Below are 24,831 nucleotides of genomic sequence, written 5' to 3'. Positions count from 1 at the left end.
ATCGGATGATGAATCATGATATGTATCCGGAGACGATTGATAATCGTTAATCACTATAAAAGCGTGCCTATTATGACTTTTATGCAAATAAATTGCTATTGCAGAGGTAATGTAAGACGTACAAATGTGTACGTCTTTTTCTTTTAAGCACAAAAACAATTTATTAACGAAAGTATTTTGGCAGAAAGGCTAACAAAATCAAAGGAAAATATGTTGTAGATTGCTTTCTTTTTTTGTGGGGCACCATATCCAATCACGTTATCTTGCACTTGAACATTTTTTATAGACTGGTACCGCGACAAATTATTTCTCTTCTACATACCAATAAAGTAGACATTAGAAAGTGAAAGAGAGGGCGAAAATGTGTGAAAATTCTTTTCCTCGAGAGTCATCCCATGTGGCTCTATGGTTTACCAAATGGGTTTAGGGAAGCAGGACATACCGTAATGATTTCCGGTCCTGTAAGTCGGGAAAATATCACTGAAATGATAGACGAATTTAAACCAGATCTAATAGTATCTATGGGATGGACACCAGAGCATTCAAGGGAAAAGCAGGCCTGGATTCGCAACGCTACTAAAAAGGTGAATATCCCTCTCGTTTATTGGGCAACTGAAGACCCGCTGCACACTCAAAACTTTACTATCCCGTTAATTAAAAAGGTGAAACCAGATTTTGTTTTCACGGTTACGCCTTCTCTGTGTAAAACTTATGAAAGCATGGGGATTAAAGCAGCTCACTTAGACTTTGCATTTCACGAAAGTATACATCACCAGATTAAACCATTAGCAAAATACAGTTGTGATATAGCAGTGGTGGCTAATGCTTACCCTAATTTTCTTGAAGAACATCCGGAAGTGTTCCGTTCGTCCTCTTTAAAAACGCTTATTCGTCCTCTTATACGGAAGGGTATTCGCATTGATTTTTGGGGGAGAAACTGGGAAAAAATGAGTAAATATATAGGAAGAGAAATTCCCCGCAATTGGATCCATGGATACCTTGATTATACTGAAGCATATAAAGTCTACAGTTCAGCAAAAGTCGTTATCGGTTTGCAAAACTGTGAAAGCCAACTTACGCAACGCACCTATGAGATTCTTGGTTCCGGGGGGGTTTTATTGACATCGGATACACCAGCAGTTCGAGGTAAATTCAAACCTGGCCGCGATCTCATCGTTTCTTCCTCCCCAAAAGAAACATTGGAAAAGGTTAAATACTATTTGAATCATGATAGCGAGAGAAAAAAGATTCAGATAAACGGTAAAAAGGCTGTAAAGAATGATTCCTATCTGCATAGAGCCGAGAGAATGCTTGAGGTGCTAAAAAGCAGAGGAATTATAAGAAACTTAGGGAAAACCATTCATTATGTAGATGTTCTCAAAGAAAAATACGTGATCCATCATGTTACTCCCGGTGAAACATTATCAATAATTGCCAGGAAGTATAATGTTTCCCTGCAGCAACTCATGGAGCTTAATCATTTCAAATCAGATCAAATATATGCTGGACAAATCATTAAGATTAGAGAGAAACTGTTTAGAAATATTGATAACAAATTTTTCTAAAGGAGAGTAATATGAATGAAGGGGAAAATACCTAAAATAAGAAATCAAGCGAATAAAGTAAAAAGAACGCCTCGTTATATGGAATTTCCCGTGACATACGAAGTATATCATGTGGAATCCGGCGATACATTATGGACGATTTCTAAATCCTTCAATATCCCGGTACAACAACTTATAAATCTTAATAAGCTTTCTTCAGATAGAATTTATCCTGGACAAATTATAAAGATAAGAGAAAGATAATCTTTGAGGTTTCGGAAACGAATCAAATTGAAATGACAATCCTCATTTTTTTATTTGTGGGGAACTTGATATTTTTGGGGATGAAGGGGTTATGAGATGTTTCAAATGAGCTATTTCTATTCTGGATTAGGATGGGATTTTATTCAACACGTTGATCAAACGAACGGAGTATTAAATGTTGTGTCTCCTGATTTTTTCTATATCAGAAAAGATGGATCATTACTTCTCCGTTCAGCTAATCCCGATGTGATTAAAGCTCTTCATAGAAGAAAATTAAAAGTAGTTCCTTTTCTAAGCAATCATTGGGATCAGGATTTGGGGCGATTTTCATTAATGAACCGAGTTCTTTTAGCTAAACAAATTTCTCATGCAATAGAAGAACTGGATTTGGACGGAGTTAATATCGATATAGAAAACCTTACAGAAAAAGATCGGAATTTATTTACAGATTTTGTTAGATTGGTAAGGAAAAGTATTCCTAGACATAAAGAAGTATCAGTTGCAGTGGCGGCAAATCCTTTTGGCTGGACGAAGGGCTGGCACGGATCATATGATTACGAGTATTTAGCTAAATATGCAGATTACCTTATGATTATGGCCTACGATGCAAGCCACCTTGCTGGACCTACTGCAAGTGTAGGATGGGTGGAAAAGTCCATTCAATATGCTCTGACCCAAAAAATCTCTCCTGAAAAACTAGTTTTAGGATTGCCATTCTATGGCCGCTGTTGGATGAAAGGCCAATCTGCCTCTCAAGCCATTCCCCTTTACCTTGTTGACTCATTAGTAAAAAGGCATAACGGGACAATTATTTTTGACACAAAGAGTCAATCTCCAAAAGCTATTTTTACTGTCAATCAGGATAACAAGGGGCTGTTGCCTTCGGGAACATATACATTATGGTTTGAAAATGAACAGTCACTCAGAGCAAAAATAAAACTCGCTCAAAAATATAATCTGAAAGGTCTTGGCAGCTGGAGTCTTGGACAAGAGGATGCGTCAGTCTGGAATACAGTGTTTAAAAATATATAATGATTTATAGTTCAAAGCAAAATTCGAAGATAATTGCAATGAATCTCTATCCTGAATGGATGCTGGTTTATCTAAAAAACATGATGAGAATTGATTGACCACTCTCATTAAAGGATGGGGAAATTCAAGGCGCCAAGGTACGTGGAGAACCATGACTTGTTGATAATCGACCATATAGTTTCTCCTCAGAAATGAGGGGGTTTTACATAAAAAAGACGAGCGAATCCGGGGGGAATTCCACTCGCCGCTTTCTAATGAAAAGACGGGTGCTGGATGGCAGCTCGTCTGTTTCATTATAAAATAGGGAACGTATGTTTGTAAAGGCCTGCGCTGTTTTTTCTCATTCGGAGCGGATCAATTGTCAAGGAATGGTCAGCATGATAGCATGTCCTGTAAAAAGAAGGAGTGTTCGTTATGGAGCCGTTAGAGTTAAACGGTGTAAGACTGAAAATGTATGATTGTAAAGAAAGTGCGGGTGAAAACGGCCGCATGATTTCATTTATATTGAAGGTGACCTCTGAAACGTATCATGATATTGCCGTTCTTTTGTATGAAAAAACATTTGATATCAAGGCGCCCGAGCGTGGGCTTGAATTCCGCGGTAAAATAACCAACTACTATACATCCGTCACTAATCTTTACAATAAAGATGAGACAGGTGATTTTTTTGTAGAAATGACCGAGATCTGAATTCATTTGAAAAAGCTGCCGGGCGGCAGCTTTTGTGCGGGATATGTAAATGGTTCGGATTGTTCGGGGGGTTTAATAGGAGTCTCTGATGATTTTATAATTCTTATGATTGACGACAGTGAGGGAATCTAATTCAAGGTCACGATAATTATCCATGATGGTTACATCAACGATGACGGAGTTTTCATTTACTTTTTCAACAATACCGGTTAATCCGTTTTTAAATTCAATGACGTTTCCAACCTTAGCAATTTTCACGAGCTTCCTCTCCTTTATCATAAATCCTGTTTGAAAATATTTTGCAGTATTTTCTTTAAGAAGTAAAGCGATATGGGTATCAGCCCGCTCAATCATTGTCCCGGCGGGGGAAAGATGATATATTGATTTTCGGGAAAAAGCCGAGAAAAGGAGGCTGTGTTCGTTGCTGCCTGAGGAAATTTCAGAATGTATCAACCAAATGCGCACCGGGGAAATCAAAGAATTCAGGGTGCAGAAAGAACATTTTCTTGCATTTCGAGCAGTTTTATCGAAGCAGGAAGATTTTAAGCATTTCCGCGGTATTGCACAGCAGGGCGGAGATGTTGTTTTCCAGTATTTAGAACAGCCAAGAAGCTGACGGCTCCTCGCACTTGAGGAGTCTTTTTTTGTTTCTTAGTTTCTCATTTCATCTGGCTGTAACAGATGTAAACAAAATGTAAAATCCCTCCGATGGATACTTTTACTGCTATTTGGTTAATGTTGTGAAAATGACGGCTGTTTTCCTGCCAATAACAAGGCTGTTAACGAACTTCTTCCATCATAAAAGCTGATTGGGAGCACTGGAAAATCTTTAACCGTGAATTTGCGCACAGCTCTTGTTAAGGTAGTGAAGTATTTAAGGAGGAAATCGTATGACGACAAAATTTGCTGCCTTGGCTGTCTTTTTTCTATGTTTTATGCCTGCATCAAAAATTGAACATACAGAAGCTCTGTTTACTTTTGCGAAGAAGCCAAAGCAAGAACCCAGCACACTGGTTGCTGATTTAAATAAAAAAAGCTCGGTTCCGAAGCTTTCAAAAACGGATCATAAGCATTCTATCCAACCGATAAAGCTGTCATCTCACCAAGAGAAGAAAGCAGAACCGGAAGAGACGGCTTATCAGCCGCCGAAAAAAACGTATTCCCGCGCTGACAGACAACTTCTGTCACGGCTCGTTCACGCAGAAGCGAAGGGTGAGTCTTATAAAGGGAAGGTTGCGGTAGCCAGCGTAGTGCTGAACCGGACTGAAAAAAACGGCTTCCCGGATACCATTCGGGGCGTGATCTATCAAAGGAATGCATTTGAACCGGTAGCAAACGGAAGCATTAATCAAAAGCCGGATAAGGATTCCATCGCCGCCGCAAATGAGGCGCTTGACCATCCGGGCAGAGAAACGGACGCGTTGTTTTTCTACAATCCGAAAACGGCATCTGACCACTGGATCCGTTCCCGAAAAATTATCGAACGGATCGGCAGACACGTATTTGCGATGTAAGCATAGCGGGATCAAAAATATCCCGGCTATGCTTTTTTCAATTTTGAGAAATCGAAAATATTTTCAGAACTTGTCTCATATGATGATGGAAGAACGAGAGACAAGGAGAGACACCATGAATCGATTTGTGAAAGGGATCATTCTTTTATCCATCGCCGCCTTTTTCGCGGAATGTCTGGAATTTGTCGTGAATATGATACTGGCGCGGGAGCTTGGCGAGCATGGGATGGGACTTTACATGAGCATTCTGCCCACCATTTTTTTAATTATCGTCATCGCCAGTCTGGAGCTTCCGATCTCCATTTCAAAATTCATCGCGGAATCCAATCAGAAGCTGCATGAAAGCATGCTCCGGCATGCCTTCAGAATGACCGCCGTTTTTACCGCGTTTTCAACCGCGGCCGCAAGCATCGCGCTGCCGTTCATTCCTGTATTCGATACGTATCACCCGTTTATTAAAGGGATTGTCATCGGGCTGATTCCAGTCGTCGCTTTTACATCCATCGCCAGAGGTTATTTTATGGGTGTGCAGCAAATGGGAAAAATCGCGGTTGCGAATGTCATGAAAAAAATCATTCAAGTGCTTTGTCTGTTTATCTTTTTTCAATGGTACTCTTTTGAAATTGATATGGCCGTGCTCATTTCATTATTTGTGCTGGTCGCAAGCGATGTCGTGGTGTTCGTTTACTTGTATACGCAGTTTATTTTGGCACGGAGGGCGCTTTCCGGCCATCAGCACATTCATCTTCGCGGCAAGGACGTGCGGAAACGCCTCCTGGCCGTATCCATCCCGACAACGGGACTTCGTATATTTCATGCGGTGACGAACGCCATTGAACCCTTTTTAGTGAAAGGAGCGCTGCTGGCGTCCGGGGCAGCCGGGACAGCCGCGATTGATCAATACGGCATGCTTGCCGGTGTTGCGATGACAATCGGTTCGTTTCCCGCATTTATCGCCCATTCGCTGATGGTCGTCATGATTCCCAGCATTTCAGAAGCGTATGCGCTGTCCCAATATGATATTGTGCTGAAACGGCTGAGACAAGCGATTTTTATTACATTCGGCTACGGCATTCCGGCAGTCTGGGTCATGTTTCAGTTCGCGGGCCCGCTGACCCATTTGTTTTTTCAGTCTCCGGAAGCGCAGTATTATTTGCAGCTTTTGTGGCCGTTTTTTCTTTTTCATCTGTTTGTGATGCCGCTTCAGGCCTGTCTGATCGGTATCGGCCACGTGAAAACGGCGTTTTATCATAACGTATGGAGCAGCATTGTAGGGCTTTCGATGATGTATGTGCTCGGTTCTATGCCGGAATTGCAAATGCTCGGCATTATACTCGGCATGAATACCGGCATGATTCTTCTGACAAGTTTACATTACGCGACGATCTGCAAAGACCTCGGTGTCTCCGTGTTTTTGACGGGCGGCGGAAGAACAGCGCCCCGGATCGAAAGCTGAAAAGGCTGATACATTTCAATAAGGAAGGGCAAGCTATCCGAAACGCGTGAAAGGAAGATCATATGCATAAAAACCGCCTAATTGTATGTGCAGTCCTTTTGATAGCTGCCGCCGTCTGGATGCCTGAAGCAAAAGCCTCATCAGAAAAACAGGCAGTTCCCGCCGTGTTTCTGATGAAGACGATTGAAGGAGACGAGATATCGATTCCGAATAAAGGGCAGAAAACGATTTTGCATTTTTGGACATCGTGGTGTCCGCCGTGCAAAAAAGAACTGCCTCAGTTCCAAACGTATTATGAACAGCATCAGTCCGATGATGTAAGCCTTGTAACGGTAAATTTGATGAATGCCGAGCGAAACAAAAATACCGTTCAAAACTTTGTCAGTCAGCACCATCTCACTTTCCCGATTGTTCTTGACACGAAAGGCGAGCTTATGAAGGAATACGATGTCATGACGATTCCCACGTCATTTCTGCTGAATGAAAAAGGAGAAATCGAAAAAAAGATCGTCGGTCCGATGACCGCCTCACAATTAAAAGAATGGTCAGAGAAATAAAAAGGTGCGGGAGGAATTCCTCCCGCACCTTTTTTGCATATAATGAACAGCTGAAGAAACACTAATGATAATTATTATCAAAAAGAAATTAAAACAATTATAATTGAAATCTTCCGCCGGCATGCTATAATAAAGGAAACACTGCGATAACACTGTGAAAATGCTGCCTGTCAGGCGGCTGTTTTGCTTTTATCGGGGAATTGAAGATGATTTGCGTTCTCAATTAGAGAGGAGAATTCATAATGAATGAACAAGTGATGACACAAACCCATTCACAACAGCACATACAAGAAGAGCGGGCCGGAAAAAAGTGGCTCCAGCATGCAGAACTCATTGCGGCGCTCGTATCCGGCGTCCTTATTCTTGCGGCCTGGTTTTTTACCGAAACAAAAGGCCTGTCCGTCACTTTGTATATCCTTGCCTTCCTGATCGGGGGATTTGCAAAAGCGAAAGAGGGAATTGAGGATACCATTGAGACGAAGGCGTTAAATGTGGAACTGCTGATGATTTTTGCGGCTGTCGGCTCCGCCCTGATCGGTTATTGGGCTGAAGGCGCTGTTCTTATCTTTATTTTTTCGTTAAGCGGCGCGCTCGAAACATATACGATGAATAAAAGCAGCCGTGATTTAACATCTTTAATGAAACTGGAACCGGAGGAAGCGACACTGCTTGCGGACGGACGGGAAAAGCGGGTGCCGGCTGCTGAACTTAAGATCGGTGACATGATCGTCATTAAGCCGGGCGAACGCGTAGCAGCAGACGGGATCATTGAGTCTGGCGTGACGAGCCTCGATGAATCGGCGCTTACGGGTGAAGCGATGCCGGCGGAAAAAACAGCCGGAGATTCTGTGTTTACAGGAACGGTAAACGGAAACGGCTCCTTAACGGTCCGTGTGACGAAAACAAATGAACAGTCTTTATTCAGAAAAATCATCCGGCTGGTGGAATCAGCCCAAAACAGCGTGTCACCGGCTCAGGCATTTATTGAGCGGTTCGAAAGTGTCTATGTCAAAGGCGTGCTGTTAGCCGTGGCTTTGCTTTTATTCATTCCTCATTTCGCTTTAGGCTGGAGCTGGAGTGAAACCTTTTACAGGGCGATGGTGTTTATGGTGGTCGCCTCCCCGTGCGCACTTGTCGCTTCTATTATGCCCGCTGCGCTTTCCCTTATCTCAAATGGGGCCCGCAACGGATTATTGGTTAAAGGAAGTGTGTTTTTAGAGCAGCTGGGAAGCGTATGGATGATCGCATTTGACAAAACCGGCACGGTCACTAAGGGACAGCCGGCAGTCGCGGCATTTCAAGCTGCGGAACATGTGAGTGAAGATGAGATCATGCAGGCGGTGTATGCCATGGAAAAGCAATCAAGCCACCCGCTTGCAAAAGCGATAGCTGAATTTGCCGAAAGCCGGGGCGCCGCGCCCGCAGGACATCTATCGATTGACGAGACGTCCGGATTCGGTGTTCAGGCTGAAATAGAAGGTGTCAAATGGATGGTCGGAAAAGCGGGGTTTGCAGGTGAAGATGCGGCAGATGCTTTTTTGCAAACATCGGGAAAAGAATTAAAGGATAAAGGTTTTACACTGGTCTTTGTTAAAAAAGATGACCGGATTGCGGGCTGCTTTGCCTTAAAGGATCAAATCCGACCTGAAGCCAAAGCCGTGATGGCTGAGCTTGAATCACTGGGCATTAAAACAGCCATGCTCACCGGCGATCAGTCTGAAACTGCGGCTGCCATTGCAAAAGAGGCGGGCATGACGACGGTTGTTGCCGATTGTCTGCCGGACCAAAAGGCAAAAGAAGTGAAGAAGCTGAAGGAAACGTACGGCACAATCGCCATGGTGGGGGACGGCATTAATGACGCGCCCGCTCTGAAAACCGCTGACGTCGGTATTGCGATGGGCGGGGGAACGGACGTGGCCCTTGAAACGGCTGACTTAGTCCTTATGAAAAATGATCTTCACAAGCTTGTGAAAATGTGCAGACTCTCAAGGAAAATGAACCGGATTATTAAGCAGAATATTGTTTTCTCGCTCTCGGTCATCTGCCTTTTGATCTGCGCCAACTTTCTTCAGGTGATGGAACTGCCGTTTGGCGTGATCGGGCATGAGGGGAGCACGATTCTGGTCATTCTGAACGGACTGAGATTATTAAAATAAACATGACAGCCGCACACGGGCGGCTGTTTTTTTAATGTTCGTTCACAGCATAAACGCCGGAAAACTGATAGAATGAATAAAGAGTCACTTTGGTAAGGAGGAAAAGCAAAAAATGAACAGATTAGAACGTGTTTCATCTTGGCTGAAAAAAGAAGGACATGATGCGGCGTTTATACATACAAAGGAAAACGTATTTTATTTAACTGATTTTTACACGGATCCGCATGAGCGGTTAATGGGATTGTTCCTGTTTCAGGAACAGGAGCCGTTTTTCGTTTGTCCGGGAATGGAAGCCGGACAAGCCCGCAGCGCCGGGTGGGAGCATGATATTATCGGCTACGGCGATCACGAAGATCCGTGGGAGCTGATCAAAGCCGAGCTCACAAAACGAAATGTGCGGCTTGATTCCATCGCGGTTGAAAAGGATTCGATCTCTCTTTCCCGCTCAGAACAGCTCAAACAAGCTTCAGGGGGCGCGGCATTTGTTTCGGCAGAAGAAACGCTCAACCAATTCCGTCTCGTGAAAGATGAGAAGGAAATCAGCATTCTCAGGGAAGCGGCAAAACTTGCGGATTACGGAGTTGAAGTCGGTGTCGCGGCGCTCAAAGAGGGTGTGAGTGAAACCGAAGTACTCGCGCAGATTGAGTTTGAGCTGAAGAAAAAAGGCGTGCAGGGCATGTCATTTTCAACGATGGTGCTGTTCGGGGAAAAATCTGGCCAGCCCCATGGAAATCCGGGTGCAGACCGGTTGAAAAAAGGCGATTTCGTTCTGTTTGATCTGGGCGTTATTCTTGACGGCTACTGTTCAGACATTACGAGAACATTCGCATACCAATCAATCAGCCCGAAACAGGAAGAGATTTACGAAACGGTGCTTAAAGCTGAACAGGCGGCGCTTCAATTAAGCAAACCCGGCGTCAGAATCGGCGATCTCGATTTAAAAGCCCGCGGCATTATTGAAAAAGCCGGATACGGAGACTATTTCCCGCACCGCCTCGGCCACGGACTCGGGATTTCGGTTCACGAATATCCATCAATGAGCAGCGCGAACGACACACTCCTCAAAGAAGGCATGGTGTACACGATAGAACCGGGGATTTACGTGCCGGATGTCGGCGGCGTGCGCATTGAAGACGATGTGTTCGTCACAAAAGACGGCGCCGAAGCATTAACGCAGTATCCGAAAGAATTAACGATTCTGAAATAGAAAGCTTTGTGATAAAAAAGGACGGTTCTGGAACGCAGCGTCCTTTTTTATCACCTTTTAAATGAAAAAATCATCAAAATGCTGAAATGGTTTGATGTCATGCTTTTCATTCAGGGGCCGCAGGGCAAGGTAACTGCCGCCGAGTATGGCGAGACACAAACCGATTAAGCAAAGAATCCCCATCGCTGTTCTTCTCCTTTCAAACGAATAGGCTGTTTCTGTTTCTAGCTTACTGTATGAAACGCATTCCAGATCAAGGGAAAAAAAGAAAGGGGGGGACGCAATGGCTACGATCAGAGACATTGCCGGCGCTGCCGGGGTTTCCGTTACAACGGTATCAAGAGTTTTAAACGATCATCCTTATGTAAGTAAGGACAAAAGAGAAAGAGTGAAAAAAGCGATGCAATCGCTCGGATATACGCGCAACATTCATGCTGTGCATTTATCAAAAGGTTTTTCCGATATGATCGGCGTTGTGCTTCCGTCGGTGAATCTTCCGTATTTTGCAGACCTTGTTGCAGGTATTGCCGAGGCTGCCGAAGCGTCAGGCGTGCATCTTTCTTTATACCAGACAGATTATCAGCAGCAAAAAGAACGTTTTGCCTTATCACAGTTACAGGAGCGCCAAGTGGACGGCCTGATTATCTGCTCCAAAGCAATTCCTGATGAACATCTGCTTACCGTGAAAGAACCGCTCATCCTCTGCCAGTACACTGATGCGGCAGGGCTTTCCTCCATCAGTAATCCGCATCGGGAAGCATTTCGGCACGGTCTGGATTATCTGATAGAAAAGGGACACCGGAAAATAGCGATCAGCCTGGCCAGAAAAAAGGGAAAAAACAGTCAAGTACGCATTGCCGCATACAAAGAGGCGCTGAAGAAGATCGGGCAGCCTTACAGGGAAGAGCTGGTTGTGGAAAAGGCGCTGACGCTGCTTGACGGGAAAGCCCTTTTTCATAGATGGAAGAGCTGGGATGACAAACCGACTGCGCTGTTTGCGGCGAATGATCAAGTATCCGCAGGTCTTTACCTTGAAGCCAAGGCAAACGGGACGCGCATCCCGGAAGAGCTTGCGATTTTGAGCATCGACAATCATGATATCAGCAAGATGTTAGGTATTTCCACAATAGATATACAAACAAAAGAAATGGGAAAGCAGGCTTTTCACATGCTTGAGAACCGGATCAGCGGCGGGCCTCCGGCAAGGAAAGTTCTTGATTACCGCCTTATTGAACGATCAACCGTCTAAAAAAAGAATTGACGCGCTTTCCGTTCGTTTTGTACGATATGAGGTATTGAATGACAAAGGAGCTGAGGATCATGAAGGGGTCCTTTACAGTTGAAAAGGTATTAAATAACAATGTGCTCATCGCAACACATGATAGATACAGTGAGGTCGTCTTAATCGGAAAAGGGATCGGCTTTGGAAAAAAACAAGCGGATGTCATTGAAGATAAAGGGTATGACAAGATGTTCATCTTAAAGGATGAAAAAGAACAAAAACAATTTAAAAAGCTCCTCGGTTATGTGGACGAGACACTTGTCGACATCTCCAATGACGTCATTTATCATATCAAGAAGCGGACAAGCCAACCGTTAAATGAGCATATCCATATTGCGCTGACTGACCATATTGCCTTTGCGGTAAAGCGGCTGCAGCAGGGTTTTGACATTAAAAACCCGTTTCTCATGGAAACCGAAACGCTTTATCCGGAAGAATTCCAAATTGCCCGTGAAGTCGTCGGCATGATTAATGAAAAGACGGGAATCTGTCTTCCGGAAGGAGAGATCGGCTTTATCGCTCTGCATATCCACTCCGCCCTGACGAATCGGCCCCTTTCAGAGGTCAATCAGCATTCACAGCTGATGTCCCGGCTCGTTCAGGTGATTGAGGAATCTTTCCAGATGAAAGTGAATAAAGAAAGCGTCCACTATTTGCGGCTGATCCGGCATATCAGATTTACCATAGACAGGATTAATCGGGAAGAGCAGACAAAAGAACCAGAAAAGTTAATGTTATTATTGAAAAATGAATACCCGCTATGCTACAATACTGCTTGGAAACTGATAAAAATCTTGCAGCAAATACTGAAAAAACCAGTTCATGAGGCGGAAGCGGTTTATCTCACGCTTCATTTGTACCGATTAACCAATAAAATTTCATAATTTCAGTTGAAACCTTAAAAACGTGTCACTGATTCGATCAGGCATGAGTGATTGAGGGTAAAAAACGGGAAGAACGGTCCCGTTATTTTGCACACCCTTTTTACTCATGCCTTTTTTGTTGTGTAAAAGGGCAAATGTAAACGGTTAAACTGAAGACTTGCGCCAGTGAATTCGTTGTCATGAATTTTCGCTGTAAGGTCACACTAGCTAACAGAGGAGGTACATCTTTTATGTTTAAAGCATTATTCGGCGTTCTCCAGAAAATCGGCCGTGCTCTTATGCTTCCGGTTGCGATTTTACCGGCTGCGGGGATCTTGCTTGCGTTAGGGAATGCCATGCAGAACAAAGATATGATTCAAGTCATGCACTTCTTAAGCAATGATAACGTTCAGCTTGTGGCGAATGTCATGGAAAGCGCCGGCCAAATCGTATTTGACAACCTGCCGCTTCTTTTTGCAGTAGGGGTTGCGATCGGTCTTGCCAACGGAGACGGTGTTGCCGGAATCGCGGCTATTATCGGATACTTGGTCATGAACGTATCCATGAGCGCCGTGCTTATGGCAAACGGCAGTATTCCGTCTGACAAAATTGAACGGGCAAAGTTTTTTGCGGAAAACCATCCGGCCTATATTAACATGCTGGGGATACCCACTTTGGCGACGGGCGTGTTCGGCGGTATTATCGTCGGGGTTCTGGCCGCGTTATTGTTCAACAAGTTTTATAAAATTGAACTTCCGCAGTACCTCGGATTCTTTGCGGGTAAGCGGTTCGTCCCGATTATCACATCAATTTCCGCATTAATTCTCGGTCTTATTATGTTAGTGATCTGGCCTCCGATCCAGCACGGTCTGAATTCCTTCTCCACGGGTCTTGTGGAAGCGAATCCAACCTTGGCGGCCTTTATTTTCGGGATGATTGAGCGGTCATTGATTCCGTTCGGTCTTCATCACATTTTCTACTCGCCGTTCTGGTATGAATTTTTCAGCTATAAAGATGCGGCCGGAGACATCATCCGCGGAGATCAGCGGATTTTCATGGCTCAGATCAAAGACGGCGTACAGCTGACGGCGGGAACATTTATGACGGGGAAATATCCGTTTATGATGTTCGGTCTTCCGGCGGCAGCGCTTGCAATCTATCATGAAGCGAAGCCTGAAAAGAAAAAACTTGTAGCCGGAATCATGGGTTCTGCCGCTCTGACAAGTTTCTTAACGGGAATTACCGAGCCGCTTGAATTCTCATTCTTGTTTGTGGCTCCTATCCTGTTTGCGATTCACTGCGTATTCGCGGGACTTTCCTTTATGGTTATGCAGCTGCTGCATGTAAAAATCGGTATGACCTTCTCAGGCGGTCTGATTGACTACTTCCTGTTCGGAATTCTGCCTAACCGGACGGCTTGGTGGCTTGTCATTCCGGTCGGCTTAGGATTAGCCGTCATTTACTACTTCGGTTTCCGGTTTGCTATCAGAAAGTTCAATCTGAAAACGCCGGGCCGTGAAGAAGAGGCTGCGGATGAAGGTGCGGGCGCCTCAGGCGAAGCCGGCGACCTTCCTTATGAAATCCTGCAGGCAATGGGTGATCAGGAAAACATTAAGCACCTTGACGCTTGTATCACGAGACTCCGCGTTACGGTCAACGACCAGAAGAAAGTGGATAAGACTCGTTTGAAACAGCTTGGCGCCTCAGGCGTTCTTGAAGTCGGAAACAACATTCAGGCCATTTTCGGCCCGCGTTCTGACGGTTTAAAAACACAGATGCAGGATATTATCGCCGGACGCACGCCGCGCCCTGAACCGAAAGTATCCGCGCAAGAAGAAGTCAGCCAGCAGGTTGAAGAGGTTATCGCAGATCCGCTCCGAAACGAGCAGGGTGAAGAAGTGTTCGCTTCTCCGATCACCGGCGAAATCCATCCGATTACCGATGTGCCTGACCAGGTGTTCTCAGGAAAAATGATGGGTGACGGTTTTGCGATTCTTCCTGAAGAAGGAATCGTCGTATCGCCTGTCCGCGGAAAAGTGCTGAATGTTTTCCCGACAAAACATGCGATCGGCCTTCAGTCTGACGGCGGAAGAGAGATCCTGATTCATTTCGGAATCGACACAGTCAGCCTGAAAGGCGAAGGATTCACTTCTTTTGTTTCTGAGGGTGACCGGGTTGAACCGGGACAAAAGCTGCTTGAAGTTGATCTTGAAGCGGTTAAACCTCATGTTCCTTCATTAATGACACCGATTGTCTTTACAAATCTTGCCGAGGGTGAAGCGATTTCCCTTTCGGCCGAAGGTACCGTAAAACGGGAACAAAAAGATATTGTGAAAATCGGAAAATAAGCATATAAATACGCCGTGCTTGTCAGATGACAAGTACGGCTGTATGATATAATATTGTGTAGTAAAATAGCTTTAATTTAAAGGAGAATGATAATCATGGCACAAAAAACATTTAAAGTAACAGCAGATTCCGGAATCCACGCTCGTCCTGCGACAGTTCTTGTACAGACTGCAAGCAAATACGATGCTGACGTAAACTTAGAATATAACGGCAAAACAGTAAACCTTAAGTCAATCATGGGCGTTATGTCTCTAGGTATTGCTAAAGGCGCTGAAATCACAATTTCCGCTTCAGGCGCTGACGAAAACGATGCTCTTAACGCTTTAGAAGAAACAATGAAAAGCGAAGGACTCGGCGAGTAATGCAAGAATTAAAAGGAATAGGCGCTTCAGCCGGAATTGCGATTGCGAAAGCATACCGGCTTGAAGAGCCGGACTTAACGGTTGAAAAGAAAAACATTGCTGATGCTGCGGCTGAAGTAAGCCGTTTTGATGAAGCGATTGTACGTTCTAAAGAAGAGCTTGAAAAAATTAAAGAGCATGCTTTAAAAGAACTGGGACAAGACAAAGCTGACATTTTCTCCGCGCACCTTTTAGTTCTGAGTGATCCTGAGCTGTTGAACCCGGTAAAGGAGAAAATCAGCACAGATTCAGTCAATGCTGAATTCGCTTTGAAAGAAACAGCTTCCATGTTCGTTACTATGTTTGAATCAATGGATAACGAATACATGAAAGAGCGTGCGGCGGATATCCGTGACGTAACAAAACGTGTGACAGGGCACCTGCTGGGCGTGGAAATTCCGAACCCGAGCATGATCTCAGAAGAGGTTGTTATCGTGGCTGAAGATTTGACACCGTCTGATACGGCGCAATTAAACCGTCAGTTTGTAAAAGGTTTTACAACTGATATCGGCGGACGCACTTCACACTCCGCGATCATGGCCCGTTCGCTTGAAATTCCGGCTGTCGTCGGCACAAAAGCGGCTACAGGGACAATTGAAAACGGTGTTACGGTAATCGTAGACGGCATCGATGGTGATGTGATCATCGATCCTTCCAGTGAAACGTTAAAGAAATATGAAGAAAAGCACAGTGCTTACCTGGCGCAAAAAGCTGAGTGGGCGAAGCTCGTCAATGAACCGACTGTTTCTAAAGACGGCCATCATGTAGAGCTTGCCGCAAATATCGGCACACCGGACGATGTAAAAGGCGTTCTTGAAAACGGAGGAGAAGCTGTAGGGCTTTACCGTACGGAATTCCTTTACATGGGACGCGACCAGCTTCCGACGGAAGACGAGCAGTTTGACGCTTATAAAACGGTTCTTGAGCGTATGGAAGGAAAATCAGTTGTCGTGCGGACATTGGATATCGGCGGCGACAAAGAGCTTCCTTACCTGCAGCTACCTAAAGAAATGAACCCGTTCTTAGGCTACAGAGCCATCCGCCTTTGCCTTGAAGAGCAAGAAATCTTCAGAACTCAGCTTCGTGCGCTGCTTCGTGCAAGTACATACGGAAACTTAAAAATCATGTTCCCGATGATTGCGACAGTAAACGAGTTTAAACAGGCGAAAGCGATTCTTCTCGAAGAAAAAGAAAAACTCGTCGAAGCCGGCGTAGCGGTTTCTGACGATATTGAAGTCGGTATGATGGTAGAGATTCCGTCTACAGCCGTTATCGCAGATCAGTTTGCCGCAGAAGTTGACTTCTTCAGTATCGGAACAAATGACTTGATCCAATACACGATGGCTGCTGACCGCATGAACGAGCGCGTAGCTTATCTGTATCAGCCATACAATCCGGCGATTCTCCGTCTGATCACCCTTGTTATTGAAGCCGCTCACAAAGAGGGCAAATGGGTCGGCATGTGCGGAGAAATGGCGGGAGACGAAATTGCGATTCCGATTCTTCTCGGCTTAGGCTTAGATGAGTTCTCGATGAGCGCTACATCCATCCTTCCGGCAAGAACGCAGATCAGCAAGCTTTCTAAAAAAGAAGCTGAATCATTCAAAGAAACAATCTTGTCTATGAGCACGACAGAAGAGGTTGTCGCATTCGTTAAAGAAACATTCAATAAGTAATACAAAAGCCAGACGGTGTAAGCCGTCTGGTTTTTGTCATATTCGGAAAAAAGGGGGGAACAATAACTTTCAACAGGAGGGATTATCATGACAAAATCATTTGCAGCGGGGGATACGGTCTATGTGATTTACCGCAATCCGCATGCCGCCAATGTTGCCCATATTAAAGAGGCGGAGATCGTCCATCACCCGTATCATGAGGGAGAGTTGTCTCTGTTTTTATACGAAACCTATCATCCGCTGGCCGAAGATGACGCGGTCTTTTCGACATATGAGGAAGCGGAAGCGCTTTACAGCGAGCTTTTTGAAGAAGACCGGTATCATTGATCAAAGGAAATGTTTACAACGCATATTCACTCTCTTTTAAACGGAAAGTAACAACATGAGAATATGTAAAGGGAGTGTCTGTCTATGCTGAAGCCGTTTGTGCCCCAGCTTGTTTATATTGAACCGAGAGCGCTCGAATACCCGTTAGGACAAGAGCTGAAGAATAAGTTTGAAAACATGGGGCTTGAGATCAGAGAAACGACATCGCATAATCAAGTCCGGAATATTCCAGGGAAAAATCACTTGCAGCAATACCGGAACGCGAAATCAACATTGGTAATCGGCGTCCGGAAAACACTGAAATTCGATTCTTCAAAGCCGTCCGCCGAATATGCCATTCCATTTGCGACGGGCTGTATGGGGCATTGCCACTATTGCTACCTGCAGACGACGATGGGGTCAAAGCCCTACATCCGGACATATGTCAATGTGGAAGAGATTCTGGATCAGGCTGATGAGTATATGAAAGAACGGGCGCCGGAATTTACAAGATTTGAAGCCTCTTGTACGTCTGATATCGTAGGAATCGATCATCTGACACATACATTAAAAAGAGCCATTGAACATTTCGGACAAAGCGAATTGGGACAGCTCAGATTCGTGACTAAATTTCACCACGTCGATCATTTGCTTGATGCAAAACATAACGGAAAGACTAGGTTCAGATTCAGCATCAATGCGGATTATGTCATTAAAAACTTTGAACCGGGAACTTCTCCGCTCGACAAACGGATAGAAGCCGCCGTGAAAGTCGCTAAAGCGGGCTATCCGCTCGGTTTCATCGTGGCGCCGATTTATATTCACGATGGCTGGGAGGAAGGCTATAAGGAACTGTTTGAGAAACTGGATGCGGCGCTTGATGAAGACGTTCGGCATGACATCACATTTGAACTGATCCAGCACCGTTTTACAAAACCAGCCAAACGGGTGATTGAGAAGAACTATCCGAAAACAAAGCTTGAGCTTGATGAAGAAAAGCGCAGATACAAATGGGGACGCTACGGAATCGGCAAGTATATATACCAAAAAGACGAAGAGCATGCTTTAAGGGAAACACTGGAATCTTATATCGAAACCTATTTTCCGAAAGCGAAAATCGAATATTTTACGTAAGGCGGAGCTGTCGGCATGACGGCTCTTTTTTTGCTGCGCCAAATGGCGGAAATTTTTGATATTTATTTCAAGGTTTATTCATTTTCATGGCCGAAAGACCGATATAACTCTCAGGAGGGGATGGTTATGTTTAAAAAAATGCATATCAAAATTGCTGTGTTTGTATCGGCAATGCTTATCGTAACGGTTGTTTTTTTAACGGTTTCTTCATATTTGACATTAAAGCCGATGATGACGGAGGAAGCAAAACGTACGACAGAGAATGTCACCAATTCACTCGGTCAGAACATTGAGCTTCAGCTGAAAAATGATGAGACCGTATTATTGAGATTAGCAGGCGGTGAATTGTCCCGGTCTTTTCTATCAGATGGGAACAAAGAAACCGCGCGGCTTTTTAACGATGAGTTAAAACAGATCGGACAGAATGACAAATATGTCGCGCTTGCGTACGTCGGAACCGCAAACAAACAAATGTTTACATATCCAAAGGCCGATTTTGCCAAAGACTATGATCCGACAAATAGAACGTGGTATAAGATGGCGGCTGAAAAACCCGATAAGGTTGTCTGGACTGACCCTTATAAAGATGCAGTGACGGGAGACATGATCGTGACGGCGTCAAAAGCCATTCAAAACAGCGGAACCGTCGTCGGAGTGGCGAGCTTAGATCTGAAGCTGTCCTCCATTCAGAGCATGGTCAACGAGCAAAAGGTACCGTATAAAGGATTTGCGTTTTTGGCGGATGAAAACGGCTCTCTTCTGGCGCATCCGGAAAAACAGGGAAAAAATATTTCGGAAGATCAGACGTTAAAAGACATCACCACGGATAAAGAAGGCGTCAAAGAGCTGCAGGGGAACATGGTCGTCTACCAAACGGTAAAAGAAACAGGGTGGAAAGTCGGAACGCAGTTTGAAAAAGATCAGCTGATGGGAGTAGCCGATAAAATGAACACGGTGAGCATTTTTATGTCACTGATCGCCCTTGTGATTACGATCGGACTCAGCTATTTCCTAGCAAAAACGATAACCGGGCCGATTCAGCAGCTGATCGCCAAAACAAATTCAGTCTCAGCTGGAGATTTAACCGTCCGCGCCCAGACGAAATCAAAAGATGAAGTAGGCGAGTTAACAAAAGACTTTAACCAAATGGTTGAAAATATGAAAGAGATGGTCGAACAGGTTAAGGCCTCCTCAGAAAATGTGTCTGATACATCTGACCAGCTAACCGTCATTTCACAAGAAACAAATGAAACGAGCGGACAAATCGCAAAAGCGATAGAGGAAGTCGCCGCCGGAGCGACAGAGCAAGCGTCAGAGGTTGAGACGATCAATGAAAAATCAGAAAATCTCTCGGTCAAAATAAAAGGAATCGCAGATCGCGCGGGCAGCATAAAACAACTCTCAAAATCTTCAGAGGATGCCAGCTACAAAGGATTGGACGCGCTCGGGCAGCTGCTGATGAAGTCAAACGAAGCCAATTCAGAAACGAAAAAAGTAGAGGCAATGCTGAATGACCTGGAAGAACAAACGAAAAACATAGAAGAAGTCGTGACGGCAATATCCGCCATTTCAGACCAGACGAACCTCTTGGCGCTGAATGCGAGCATTGAAGCCGCAAGAGCGGGAGAAAGCGGCCGGGGCTTTGCCGTCGTCGCTGAAGAAGTCCGCAAGCTTGCTGAACAATCAGCTCTTTCTTCCGGCCATATCAGTGAGACGGTCCGTCTGATTCAATCTGAGACAAAAGAAGCGTCACACGCGATGATTGAGGCAAGCAGAATGAATGATGAACAAAACAGCGCCATTCATGAAACGGGTGAGGTCCTCAATCTGATTACGACGGAAATGCAGTCTCTCGTTCAAGGTATAGATCATATTTACAATGACATTCAAAAAATGAGTGAAGAACAAGCCGGAATTCAAGAAGCAATTCAAAGCATCTCCGCCATTTCTCAAGAATCTGCGGCAGCCGCGGAAGAAGTGAATGCTTCTACTGATGAACAGCTCGTTACGCTTGAAAAAGTGAAGCAATCGACTGACATGTTAAAGAGCGCGAGCGAAGATCTGATCAGCGCGATTTCTAAATTCACCTTGTAACGCGGTCTCTATCAGCCTATAATATGGTAATATAGACATGAAAGAATGATATTATGAATCGCATCATGGGAGGAAAGCGCAGTGAACAAAACGGTCGGATTTATCGGTTTAGGCGTCATGGGAAACAGTATGGCATCGCACATTTTAGAAGCGGGCTATCCTGTTTTAGTCTACACGCGGACGAAACAAAAAGCGGAAGAGATTCTGAATAAGGGAGCGGTCTGGCAGGAGACGGTCAAAGACCTTTCAGAGAAAGCAGACATCATTATTACCATGGTCGGCTATCCGAGTGATGTCGAGGAAATCTATCTCGGCGAAAACGGCATTCTCCGGCACGCAAAAGAAGGGACGTTTGTCATTGATATGACGACATCAAAACCGTCTCTGGCGAAAAAGATTGCGGAGCAGGCCAAAGAAAAGTCCATTCACGCCTTGGATGCACCCGTTTCCGGCGGAGACATCGGCGCCAGGAACGGAACGCTTGCCATTATGGCCGGAGGAGAAAAAGAAGCGTTTGAAGCATGCCTGCCGCTTTTCTCCGTTATGGGGGAAAACATTCAGTATCAAGGGCCGGCCGGCAGCGGCCAGCATACGAAAATGTGCAATCAGATCGCGATTGCAGCGGGAATGGTCGGAGTGGCTGAAGCGATGGCTTACGCTGAAAAATCCGGTCTGAACCCGGAACAAGTGCTGAAAAGCATTACAACCGGAGCTGCCGGAAGCTGGTCATTGTCCAACCTCGCTCCCCGTATGCTGAAAGGCGATTTTGCACCAGGATTCTACGTGAAACACTTTATTAAAGACATGGGAATCGCCCTTGAAGAAGCGGAACTGATGGGAGAAGAGATGCCCGGATTGGCGCTCGCCAAATCATTATACGACAAGCTTTCCGCGCAAGGTGAAGAAAACAGCGGAACTCAAAGTATTTATAAGCTTTGGGTGAAATAAAAAAGATTGCCCGCCGGGGCAATCTTTTTTATATTATTTTCCGATGAATTGCTGTGTCCAGATGTTTCCTGATTCTACGTAACCGACACCGATTTGAGTGAACTCAGGATTCATGATGTTCTTTCTGTGGCCTTCACTGTTCATCCAAGCTTTGACAACGGCTTCAGGAGTCGGCTGGCCTTTGGCGATATTTTCACCGGCGGTTTTATAAGTGATTCCGAAAGATTTCATCATATCGAAAGGTGAGCCGTAAGTAGGGCTTTGGTGATCGAAATAGTTTTTGTCTTTCATATCTTGTGATTTTGCGTGAGCTGATTTGCTTAGTTTATCATCAATCTGCAGAGGTTTTAAGCCTTGCTTTTGTCTCTCTGCATTTGTCAATTCAACGACTTTCTTTTCGTACGCACTGACAGAAGAAGGAGTTTTCTCGCTGCTGTTGTTTGTGTTATTTGTCTGCTTTGCATTGTCAGCAGCCTGGTTTTGCTGGTTTTGATCGGCTTTCGGTTTTTCGGCAGCTGCCGGTGCCGTTTTTGCCGGTGTTTCTTTTTGAACGTCTTTAACTGTCATATCAGAATTCTTTGCGTGTTTTTGCAGCTGCTGTTTCAGTTCTTTCTCATTTTTAACGTTCAGCTTTTTCACGCTCGTTTTCATATGTAGTTTTTCAATAGCCTCTTGAAGAGTCAGATGCTGTACGGTGTTTCCTTTTTTCACGGTAACGACGTGCTGGCATGACAGCTCTTTGGCAGATGCCTGCTGAATGCCTCCGAATGTAATCAAACTGACTGCCGCGGCGGCAGATAAGAGAAATGCTTTTTTCATAAGTTTATAGCCTCCCAGAGAAGTTGTTTTTTTCTACATGAAAAATCTTATCACAGCTTTTTTGTCATAATGCAGGCAGCCATTTCCTTTGACAACAAACGTTTGTCATAATTGTAATTGAGCGCAGAAAAATGGCTCTATACCGGGAAAAACGATCTGTATTTATTTTTTAAAATCCGTTACATCTCTTCAAATTATTTGAAGTGTTAGATATATTTTAAGATAATTTGATCTTGACAGTTTTTTTTACCCGTTTTCGCTGTAACAACTTTTACAAAAATGTTACAATTAAAATCTGTTTATGTAAATATATTCAATGATTTGAGAGGTGTAACAGAAAGTGGCTGAAGTTGCGCGTGAACCAAAGAAAAAAACGAAACGTTACAGAGCGCTGAGAATGAATCTCTATTTTTTAGTTGTTTTCCTTCTCTTTACGGCACTGATTTTTAAACTCGGCATCGTCCAGATTGTCGAAGGGGATAAACACCGCCAGGATGCGGAGAAGGCAAATGCAAAAACCGCCTATTATCCGACACCGCGGGGAAAGATGTATGACAAGCGGAACAGAGTGGCGGTTGATAACCAGGCTGTGCCTGAAATTGTATACGTTTCTACCTCAAAAACCTCGGCAAAGGACAAATTGAAAACGGCAAAAAATCTCGCCGCACTGATTCATATTGATACTGAATTTATGAAGGATCGAAATATCATTGATTACTGGCTTGCCGCACATCCGAAGAAGGCGGAAAAGCTTATGAAGGATTCAGAAAACAGCCTGAAATCCCAAGAAGTATACAAACGCCAGATTGAACGCGTCCCGAAGCAGGAGATTGATGCGATCAAACAAAATAAAAAAGAGCTGGAAATCGCGGCGATTTATACGCGTTTTTCAAGCGGCAACGCCTATCAGCCGCAAGTCGTCAAATCAATGGACCCGAATAAGCTGAACGGAAACGGAAACAGCGGTTCACTGCTTGACGAGCATGAAAACAACAAGCAAAAACCAAAAAGCGACCTGACATATGAAGAAGTTTCCGTCGTATCCGAGCACCTGAAAGAGCTCCCCGGCATTGACGTGATCAATGACTGGACGCGTAAATATCCGTATGACAAAACGCTTTACTCTCTGTTCGGCGGTGTGACGACACCGGAACAGGGATTGTTGGGCGAACGGAAAGATTACTATGTCACAAGAGGCTATTCACTGAATGACCGAGTGGGAAAAAGCTACATCGAATATCAATATGAAGACTATTTAAACGCGCATAAAGAAAAAGTAGAGTATGTGGAAAACAGCAAAGGTGAGGTCGTCAGCCAAAAGCCCGTCGATGAAGGCAGCAGAGGCTACGATCTTCAGCTCTCGCTCGATATGGAATTACAGTCGAAAGTCGAAAAAGTCATTGAAAAAGAGCTGAGAAGAAGCCGCGCCGCAGGCAACTTTATGGTTGACAGAGGATTTGCCGTCATGATGGACCCGAACAACGGGGATATTCTCTCAATGGCGGGGAAACGCATCGATCTCGAAACAAATAAAACACAGGATTTTGCGATCGGAGCATTTACGACCCAATATGAGATGGGCTCTTCTGTTAAAGGAGCGACTGTTCTCGCGGGTTACCAAAGCGGCCTCCCGCATTATAAAACGTTTGTCGATGCACCGCTTGTATTTAAAGGCAAAACGAGAAAACAATCGTGGACACAAATGGGAGCCATTACTGAGCTGACCGCGCTGCAAAGAAGTTCAAACGTGTATATGTTTCATGTGGCCATGAATATCGCGGGCATTACCTATGTCCCGCACGGCACGCTGCCTGCCGGATTAGACGATATTAAGAAAATGCGCAACTACTACGCCCAATTCGGCCTGGGTGTGAAGACCGGGATTGATCTTCCGCAGGAATCAGCGGGCATGCAGTCAAATCCGCAAATGGTCGGGGGATTGCTGCTTGACTTTGCGATCGGACAATTTGATACATATACGCCGCTTCAAATGGCTCAATATATTTCAGCCATCGCAAACGGCGGGTATCGCGTCCAGCCGCGGATCGTCACAAGCATTCATGAACCGGACAGCAAAAATAAGATTGGAAAAGCGATTGAACAGCGAGATATTAAAATTTTGAACAAAGTAAATAACAGTCCGAGCGATTTTGATCAGGTTCATAAAGGAATGAAATTGGTCACAAGCTCACCTCAAGGAACGGCTTATTCAACATTCCAAGGTTCCGGCGCTGATGTTTCCGGAAAAACGGGAACCGCGGAGACGCACTATTACGGCACGAACAAAAACTGGTGGGGGAAGTACACGTATAACCTGACCTTTGTCGGCTATTATCCGTCAGAACATCCAAGAGTGGCATTCAGCGTCGTCGTTCCGTCTGTTCGAAATGATAAAGATCATGTAAGCAAAAACATTGCCAAGGGAGCAGTTGACGCTTACAAAGAGCTTGAAAAGAAATACAATAAAAAATAACAAATGAAAGGGCGGCCGAACATCTCGTGCGCCCTTTCTTTCATTCAGGAAAATTGACGTTCACAA

At 44.7% G+C, this 24,831-nt stretch carries 23 protein-coding genes; 20 read left to right on the top strand and 3 right to left on the bottom strand.

All coding sequences use genetic code 11. The annotated features are described in order from the left end of the window. Window positions 1-365 precede the first annotated feature (365 nt). The 4 genes from ykvP (at window position 366) to D5S11_RS06140 (ending at window position 3,530) form a co-directional block, all read left to right on the top strand. Window positions 366-1,565 (top strand): spore protein YkvP, encoded by a 1,200-nt coding sequence (gene ykvP / locus D5S11_RS06160; protein ID WP_007409587.1) that lies wholly within the window; start codon window positions 366-368, stop codon window positions 1,563-1,565. Between the two features lie 15 nt (window positions 1,566-1,580). Then, on the top strand, window positions 1,581-1,808 hold the full coding sequence (locus D5S11_RS06155; protein WP_007409588.1) for a LysM peptidoglycan-binding domain-containing protein: 228 nt from the start codon (window positions 1,581-1,583) through the stop codon (window positions 1,806-1,808). Between the two features lie 96 nt (window positions 1,809-1,904). Continuing rightward, entirely contained in the window at window positions 1,905-2,840 is a 936-nt protein-coding gene (locus D5S11_RS06150) for a glycosyl hydrolase family 18 protein (RefSeq protein ID WP_108725002.1), read from the top strand. A gap of 414 nt (window positions 2,841-3,254) precedes the next feature. Beyond that, window positions 3,255-3,530, top strand: coding sequence for a DUF3219 family protein (locus D5S11_RS06140; RefSeq protein WP_007409590.1), 276 nt, complete (start codon window positions 3,255-3,257; stop codon window positions 3,528-3,530). 72 nt (window positions 3,531-3,602) lie between these two features. Here the strand turns inward: D5S11_RS06140 and D5S11_RS06135 are convergent, their stop codons facing one another. Further along, window positions 3,603-3,788 (bottom strand): YkvS family protein, encoded by a 186-nt coding sequence (locus tag D5S11_RS06135; RefSeq protein WP_003154669.1) that lies wholly within the window; start codon window positions 3,786-3,788, stop codon window positions 3,603-3,605. Between the two features lie 163 nt (window positions 3,789-3,951). On the opposite strand from D5S11_RS06135, the gene D5S11_RS06130 reads away from it, so the two are divergent. The 6 genes from D5S11_RS06130 to D5S11_RS06105 all read left to right on the top strand — a co-directional run bounded on the left by D5S11_RS06130 (window position 3,952) and on the right by D5S11_RS06105 (window position 10,420). Continuing rightward, window positions 3,952-4,146 (top strand): hypothetical protein, encoded by a 195-nt coding sequence (locus D5S11_RS06130; protein ID WP_007409591.1) that lies wholly within the window; start codon window positions 3,952-3,954, stop codon window positions 4,144-4,146. A 274-nt stretch (window positions 4,147-4,420) separates the two neighbouring features. Beyond that, window positions 4,421-5,044, top strand: a complete 624-nt coding sequence (locus tag D5S11_RS06125) for a cell wall hydrolase (RefSeq protein WP_025284651.1) — start codon at window positions 4,421-4,423, stop codon at window positions 5,042-5,044. A gap of 115 nt (window positions 5,045-5,159) precedes the next feature. Next, the gene (locus tag D5S11_RS06120) at window positions 5,160-6,500 is read left to right on the top strand and encodes a polysaccharide biosynthesis protein (protein ID WP_007409593.1); all 1,341 of its coding nucleotides are present in this window, start codon (window positions 5,160-5,162) and stop codon (window positions 6,498-6,500) included. A gap of 62 nt (window positions 6,501-6,562) precedes the next feature. Beyond that, window positions 6,563-7,057 (top strand): endospore biogenesis thiol-disulfide oxidoreductase StoA, encoded by a 495-nt coding sequence (stoA, locus tag D5S11_RS06115; RefSeq protein ID WP_007409594.1) that lies wholly within the window; start codon window positions 6,563-6,565, stop codon window positions 7,055-7,057. A 242-nt stretch (window positions 7,058-7,299) separates the two neighbouring features. Next, window positions 7,300-9,213, top strand: a complete 1,914-nt coding sequence (locus D5S11_RS06110; protein WP_108725001.1) for a heavy metal translocating P-type ATPase — start codon at window positions 7,300-7,302, stop codon at window positions 9,211-9,213. Between the two features lie 112 nt (window positions 9,214-9,325). Continuing rightward, the gene (locus tag D5S11_RS06105) at window positions 9,326-10,420 is read left to right on the top strand and encodes a M24 family metallopeptidase (RefSeq protein ID WP_007409596.1); all 1,095 of its coding nucleotides are present in this window, start codon (window positions 9,326-9,328) and stop codon (window positions 10,418-10,420) included. Window positions 10,421-10,477: 57 nt separating this feature from the next. Here D5S11_RS06105 and D5S11_RS20340 read toward each other — a convergent pair whose 3' ends face one another. Next, window positions 10,478-10,603, bottom strand: a complete 126-nt coding sequence (locus D5S11_RS20340) for a hypothetical protein (RefSeq protein ID WP_003154659.1) — start codon at window positions 10,601-10,603, stop codon at window positions 10,478-10,480. A 100-nt stretch (window positions 10,604-10,703) separates the two neighbouring features. On the opposite strand from D5S11_RS20340, the gene D5S11_RS06100 reads away from it, so the two are divergent. The 9 genes from D5S11_RS06100 (at window position 10,704) to D5S11_RS06060 (ending at window position 21,473) form a co-directional block, all read left to right on the top strand. Beyond that, window positions 10,704-11,669, top strand: a complete 966-nt coding sequence (locus D5S11_RS06100) for a LacI family DNA-binding transcriptional regulator (RefSeq protein WP_015417354.1) — start codon at window positions 10,704-10,706, stop codon at window positions 11,667-11,669. Between the two features lie 50 nt (window positions 11,670-11,719). Next, on the top strand, window positions 11,720-12,586 hold the full coding sequence (gene glcT, locus D5S11_RS06095; protein ID WP_012117426.1) for a glucose PTS transporter transcription antiterminator GlcT: 867 nt from the start codon (window positions 11,720-11,722) through the stop codon (window positions 12,584-12,586). A gap of 230 nt (window positions 12,587-12,816) precedes the next feature. Continuing rightward, window positions 12,817-14,913, top strand: a complete 2,097-nt coding sequence (gene ptsG / locus D5S11_RS06090) for a glucose-specific PTS transporter subunit IIBC (protein WP_003154656.1) — start codon at window positions 12,817-12,819, stop codon at window positions 14,911-14,913. A gap of 96 nt (window positions 14,914-15,009) precedes the next feature. Beyond that, on the top strand, window positions 15,010-15,276 hold the full coding sequence (locus D5S11_RS06085; protein ID WP_003154654.1) for a phosphocarrier protein HPr: 267 nt from the start codon (window positions 15,010-15,012) through the stop codon (window positions 15,274-15,276). After that, on the top strand, window positions 15,276-16,991 hold the full coding sequence (gene ptsP, locus D5S11_RS06080) for a phosphoenolpyruvate--protein phosphotransferase (protein WP_015417356.1): 1,716 nt from the start codon (window positions 15,276-15,278) through the stop codon (window positions 16,989-16,991). Before D5S11_RS06085 ends, ptsP begins: the two co-directional genes overlap by 1 nt. Before the next feature lie 87 nt (window positions 16,992-17,078). After that, window positions 17,079-17,318 carry a splAB operon transcriptional regulator SplA gene (gene splA, locus D5S11_RS06075; RefSeq protein WP_003154646.1) on the top strand — a complete coding sequence of 80 codons (240 nt, stop codon included), beginning with the start codon at window positions 17,079-17,081 and terminating at the stop codon, window positions 17,316-17,318. 84 nt (window positions 17,319-17,402) lie between these two features. Next, window positions 17,403-18,431 (top strand): spore photoproduct lyase, encoded by a 1,029-nt coding sequence (gene splB / locus D5S11_RS06070; protein WP_003154644.1) that lies wholly within the window; start codon window positions 17,403-17,405, stop codon window positions 18,429-18,431. A gap of 126 nt (window positions 18,432-18,557) precedes the next feature. Beyond that, window positions 18,558-20,525, top strand: coding sequence for a methyl-accepting chemotaxis protein (locus D5S11_RS06065; protein WP_069007525.1), 1,968 nt, complete (start codon window positions 18,558-18,560; stop codon window positions 20,523-20,525). A gap of 81 nt (window positions 20,526-20,606) precedes the next feature. Further along, entirely contained in the window at window positions 20,607-21,473 is an 867-nt protein-coding gene (locus tag D5S11_RS06060; protein WP_043021224.1) for an NAD(P)-dependent oxidoreductase, read from the top strand. Window positions 21,474-21,506: 33 nt separating this feature from the next. On the opposite strand, the gene D5S11_RS06055 is transcribed toward D5S11_RS06060, so the two are convergent. After that, the gene (locus D5S11_RS06055; RefSeq protein ID WP_020955740.1) at window positions 21,507-22,292 is read right to left on the bottom strand and encodes a CAP domain-containing protein; all 786 of its coding nucleotides are present in this window, start codon (window positions 22,290-22,292) and stop codon (window positions 21,507-21,509) included. Window positions 22,293-22,632: 340 nt separating this feature from the next. On the opposite strand from D5S11_RS06055, the gene D5S11_RS06050 reads away from it, so the two are divergent. Beyond that, a complete protein-coding gene (locus D5S11_RS06050) occupies window positions 22,633-24,765 on the top strand; it encodes a peptidoglycan D,D-transpeptidase FtsI family protein (RefSeq protein WP_020955741.1) in 2,133 nt (710 codons plus the stop codon). Window positions 24,766-24,831: the final 66 nt, after the last annotated feature.

Origin of the sequence: Bacillus sp. L75 (assembly GCF_003676355.1) — a bacterium.
GTDB lineage: Bacteria > Bacillota > Bacilli > Bacillales > Bacillaceae > Bacillus > Bacillus velezensis.
The sequence above is the reverse complement of the archived record's forward strand: the minus strand, read 5'-3'. Positions and strand labels throughout refer to the sequence as shown.

What these genes read in the sequence shown, in the direction of transcription:
- ptsP (WP_015417356.1), top strand. Translation starts at nt 15,276, where the DNA reads ATGCAAGAATTAAAAGGAATAGGCGCTTCAGCCGGAATTGCGATTGCG.
- D5S11_RS06140 (WP_007409590.1), top strand. Translation starts at nt 3,255, where the DNA reads ATGGAGCCGTTAGAGTTAAACGGTGTAAGACTGAAAATGTATGATTGT.
- D5S11_RS06125 (WP_025284651.1), top strand. Translation starts at nt 4,421, where the DNA reads ATGACGACAAAATTTGCTGCCTTGGCTGTCTTTTTTCTATGTTTTATG.
- stoA (WP_007409594.1), top strand. Translation starts at nt 6,563, where the DNA reads ATGCATAAAAACCGCCTAATTGTATGTGCAGTCCTTTTGATAGCTGCC.
- D5S11_RS06100 (WP_015417354.1), top strand. Translation starts at nt 10,704, where the DNA reads ATGGCTACGATCAGAGACATTGCCGGCGCTGCCGGGGTTTCCGTTACA.
- D5S11_RS06065 (WP_069007525.1), top strand. Translation starts at nt 18,558, where the DNA reads ATGTTTAAAAAAATGCATATCAAAATTGCTGTGTTTGTATCGGCAATG.
- D5S11_RS06055 (WP_020955740.1), bottom strand. Translation starts at nt 22,292, where the DNA reads ATGAAAAAAGCATTTCTCTTATCTGCCGCCGCGGCAGTCAGTTTGATT.
- D5S11_RS06085 (WP_003154654.1), top strand. Translation starts at nt 15,010, where the DNA reads ATGGCACAAAAAACATTTAAAGTAACAGCAGATTCCGGAATCCACGCT.
- glcT (WP_012117426.1), top strand. Translation starts at nt 11,720, where the DNA reads ATGACAAAGGAGCTGAGGATCATGAAGGGGTCCTTTACAGTTGAAAAG.
- D5S11_RS06120 (WP_007409593.1), top strand. Translation starts at nt 5,160, where the DNA reads ATGAATCGATTTGTGAAAGGGATCATTCTTTTATCCATCGCCGCCTTT.
- D5S11_RS20340 (WP_003154659.1), bottom strand. Translation starts at nt 10,603, where the DNA reads ATGGGGATTCTTTGCTTAATCGGTTTGTGTCTCGCCATACTCGGCGGC.
- ptsG (WP_003154656.1), top strand. Translation starts at nt 12,817, where the DNA reads ATGTTTAAAGCATTATTCGGCGTTCTCCAGAAAATCGGCCGTGCTCTT.
- D5S11_RS06105 (WP_007409596.1), top strand. Translation starts at nt 9,326, where the DNA reads ATGAACAGATTAGAACGTGTTTCATCTTGGCTGAAAAAAGAAGGACAT.
- splB (WP_003154644.1), top strand. Translation starts at nt 17,403, where the DNA reads ATGCTGAAGCCGTTTGTGCCCCAGCTTGTTTATATTGAACCGAGAGCG.
- D5S11_RS06155 (WP_007409588.1), top strand. Translation starts at nt 1,581, where the DNA reads ATGAAGGGGAAAATACCTAAAATAAGAAATCAAGCGAATAAAGTAAAA.
- D5S11_RS06110 (WP_108725001.1), top strand. Translation starts at nt 7,300, where the DNA reads ATGAATGAACAAGTGATGACACAAACCCATTCACAACAGCACATACAA.
- D5S11_RS06150 (WP_108725002.1), top strand. Translation starts at nt 1,905, where the DNA reads ATGTTTCAAATGAGCTATTTCTATTCTGGATTAGGATGGGATTTTATT.
- splA (WP_003154646.1), top strand. Translation starts at nt 17,079, where the DNA reads ATGACAAAATCATTTGCAGCGGGGGATACGGTCTATGTGATTTACCGC.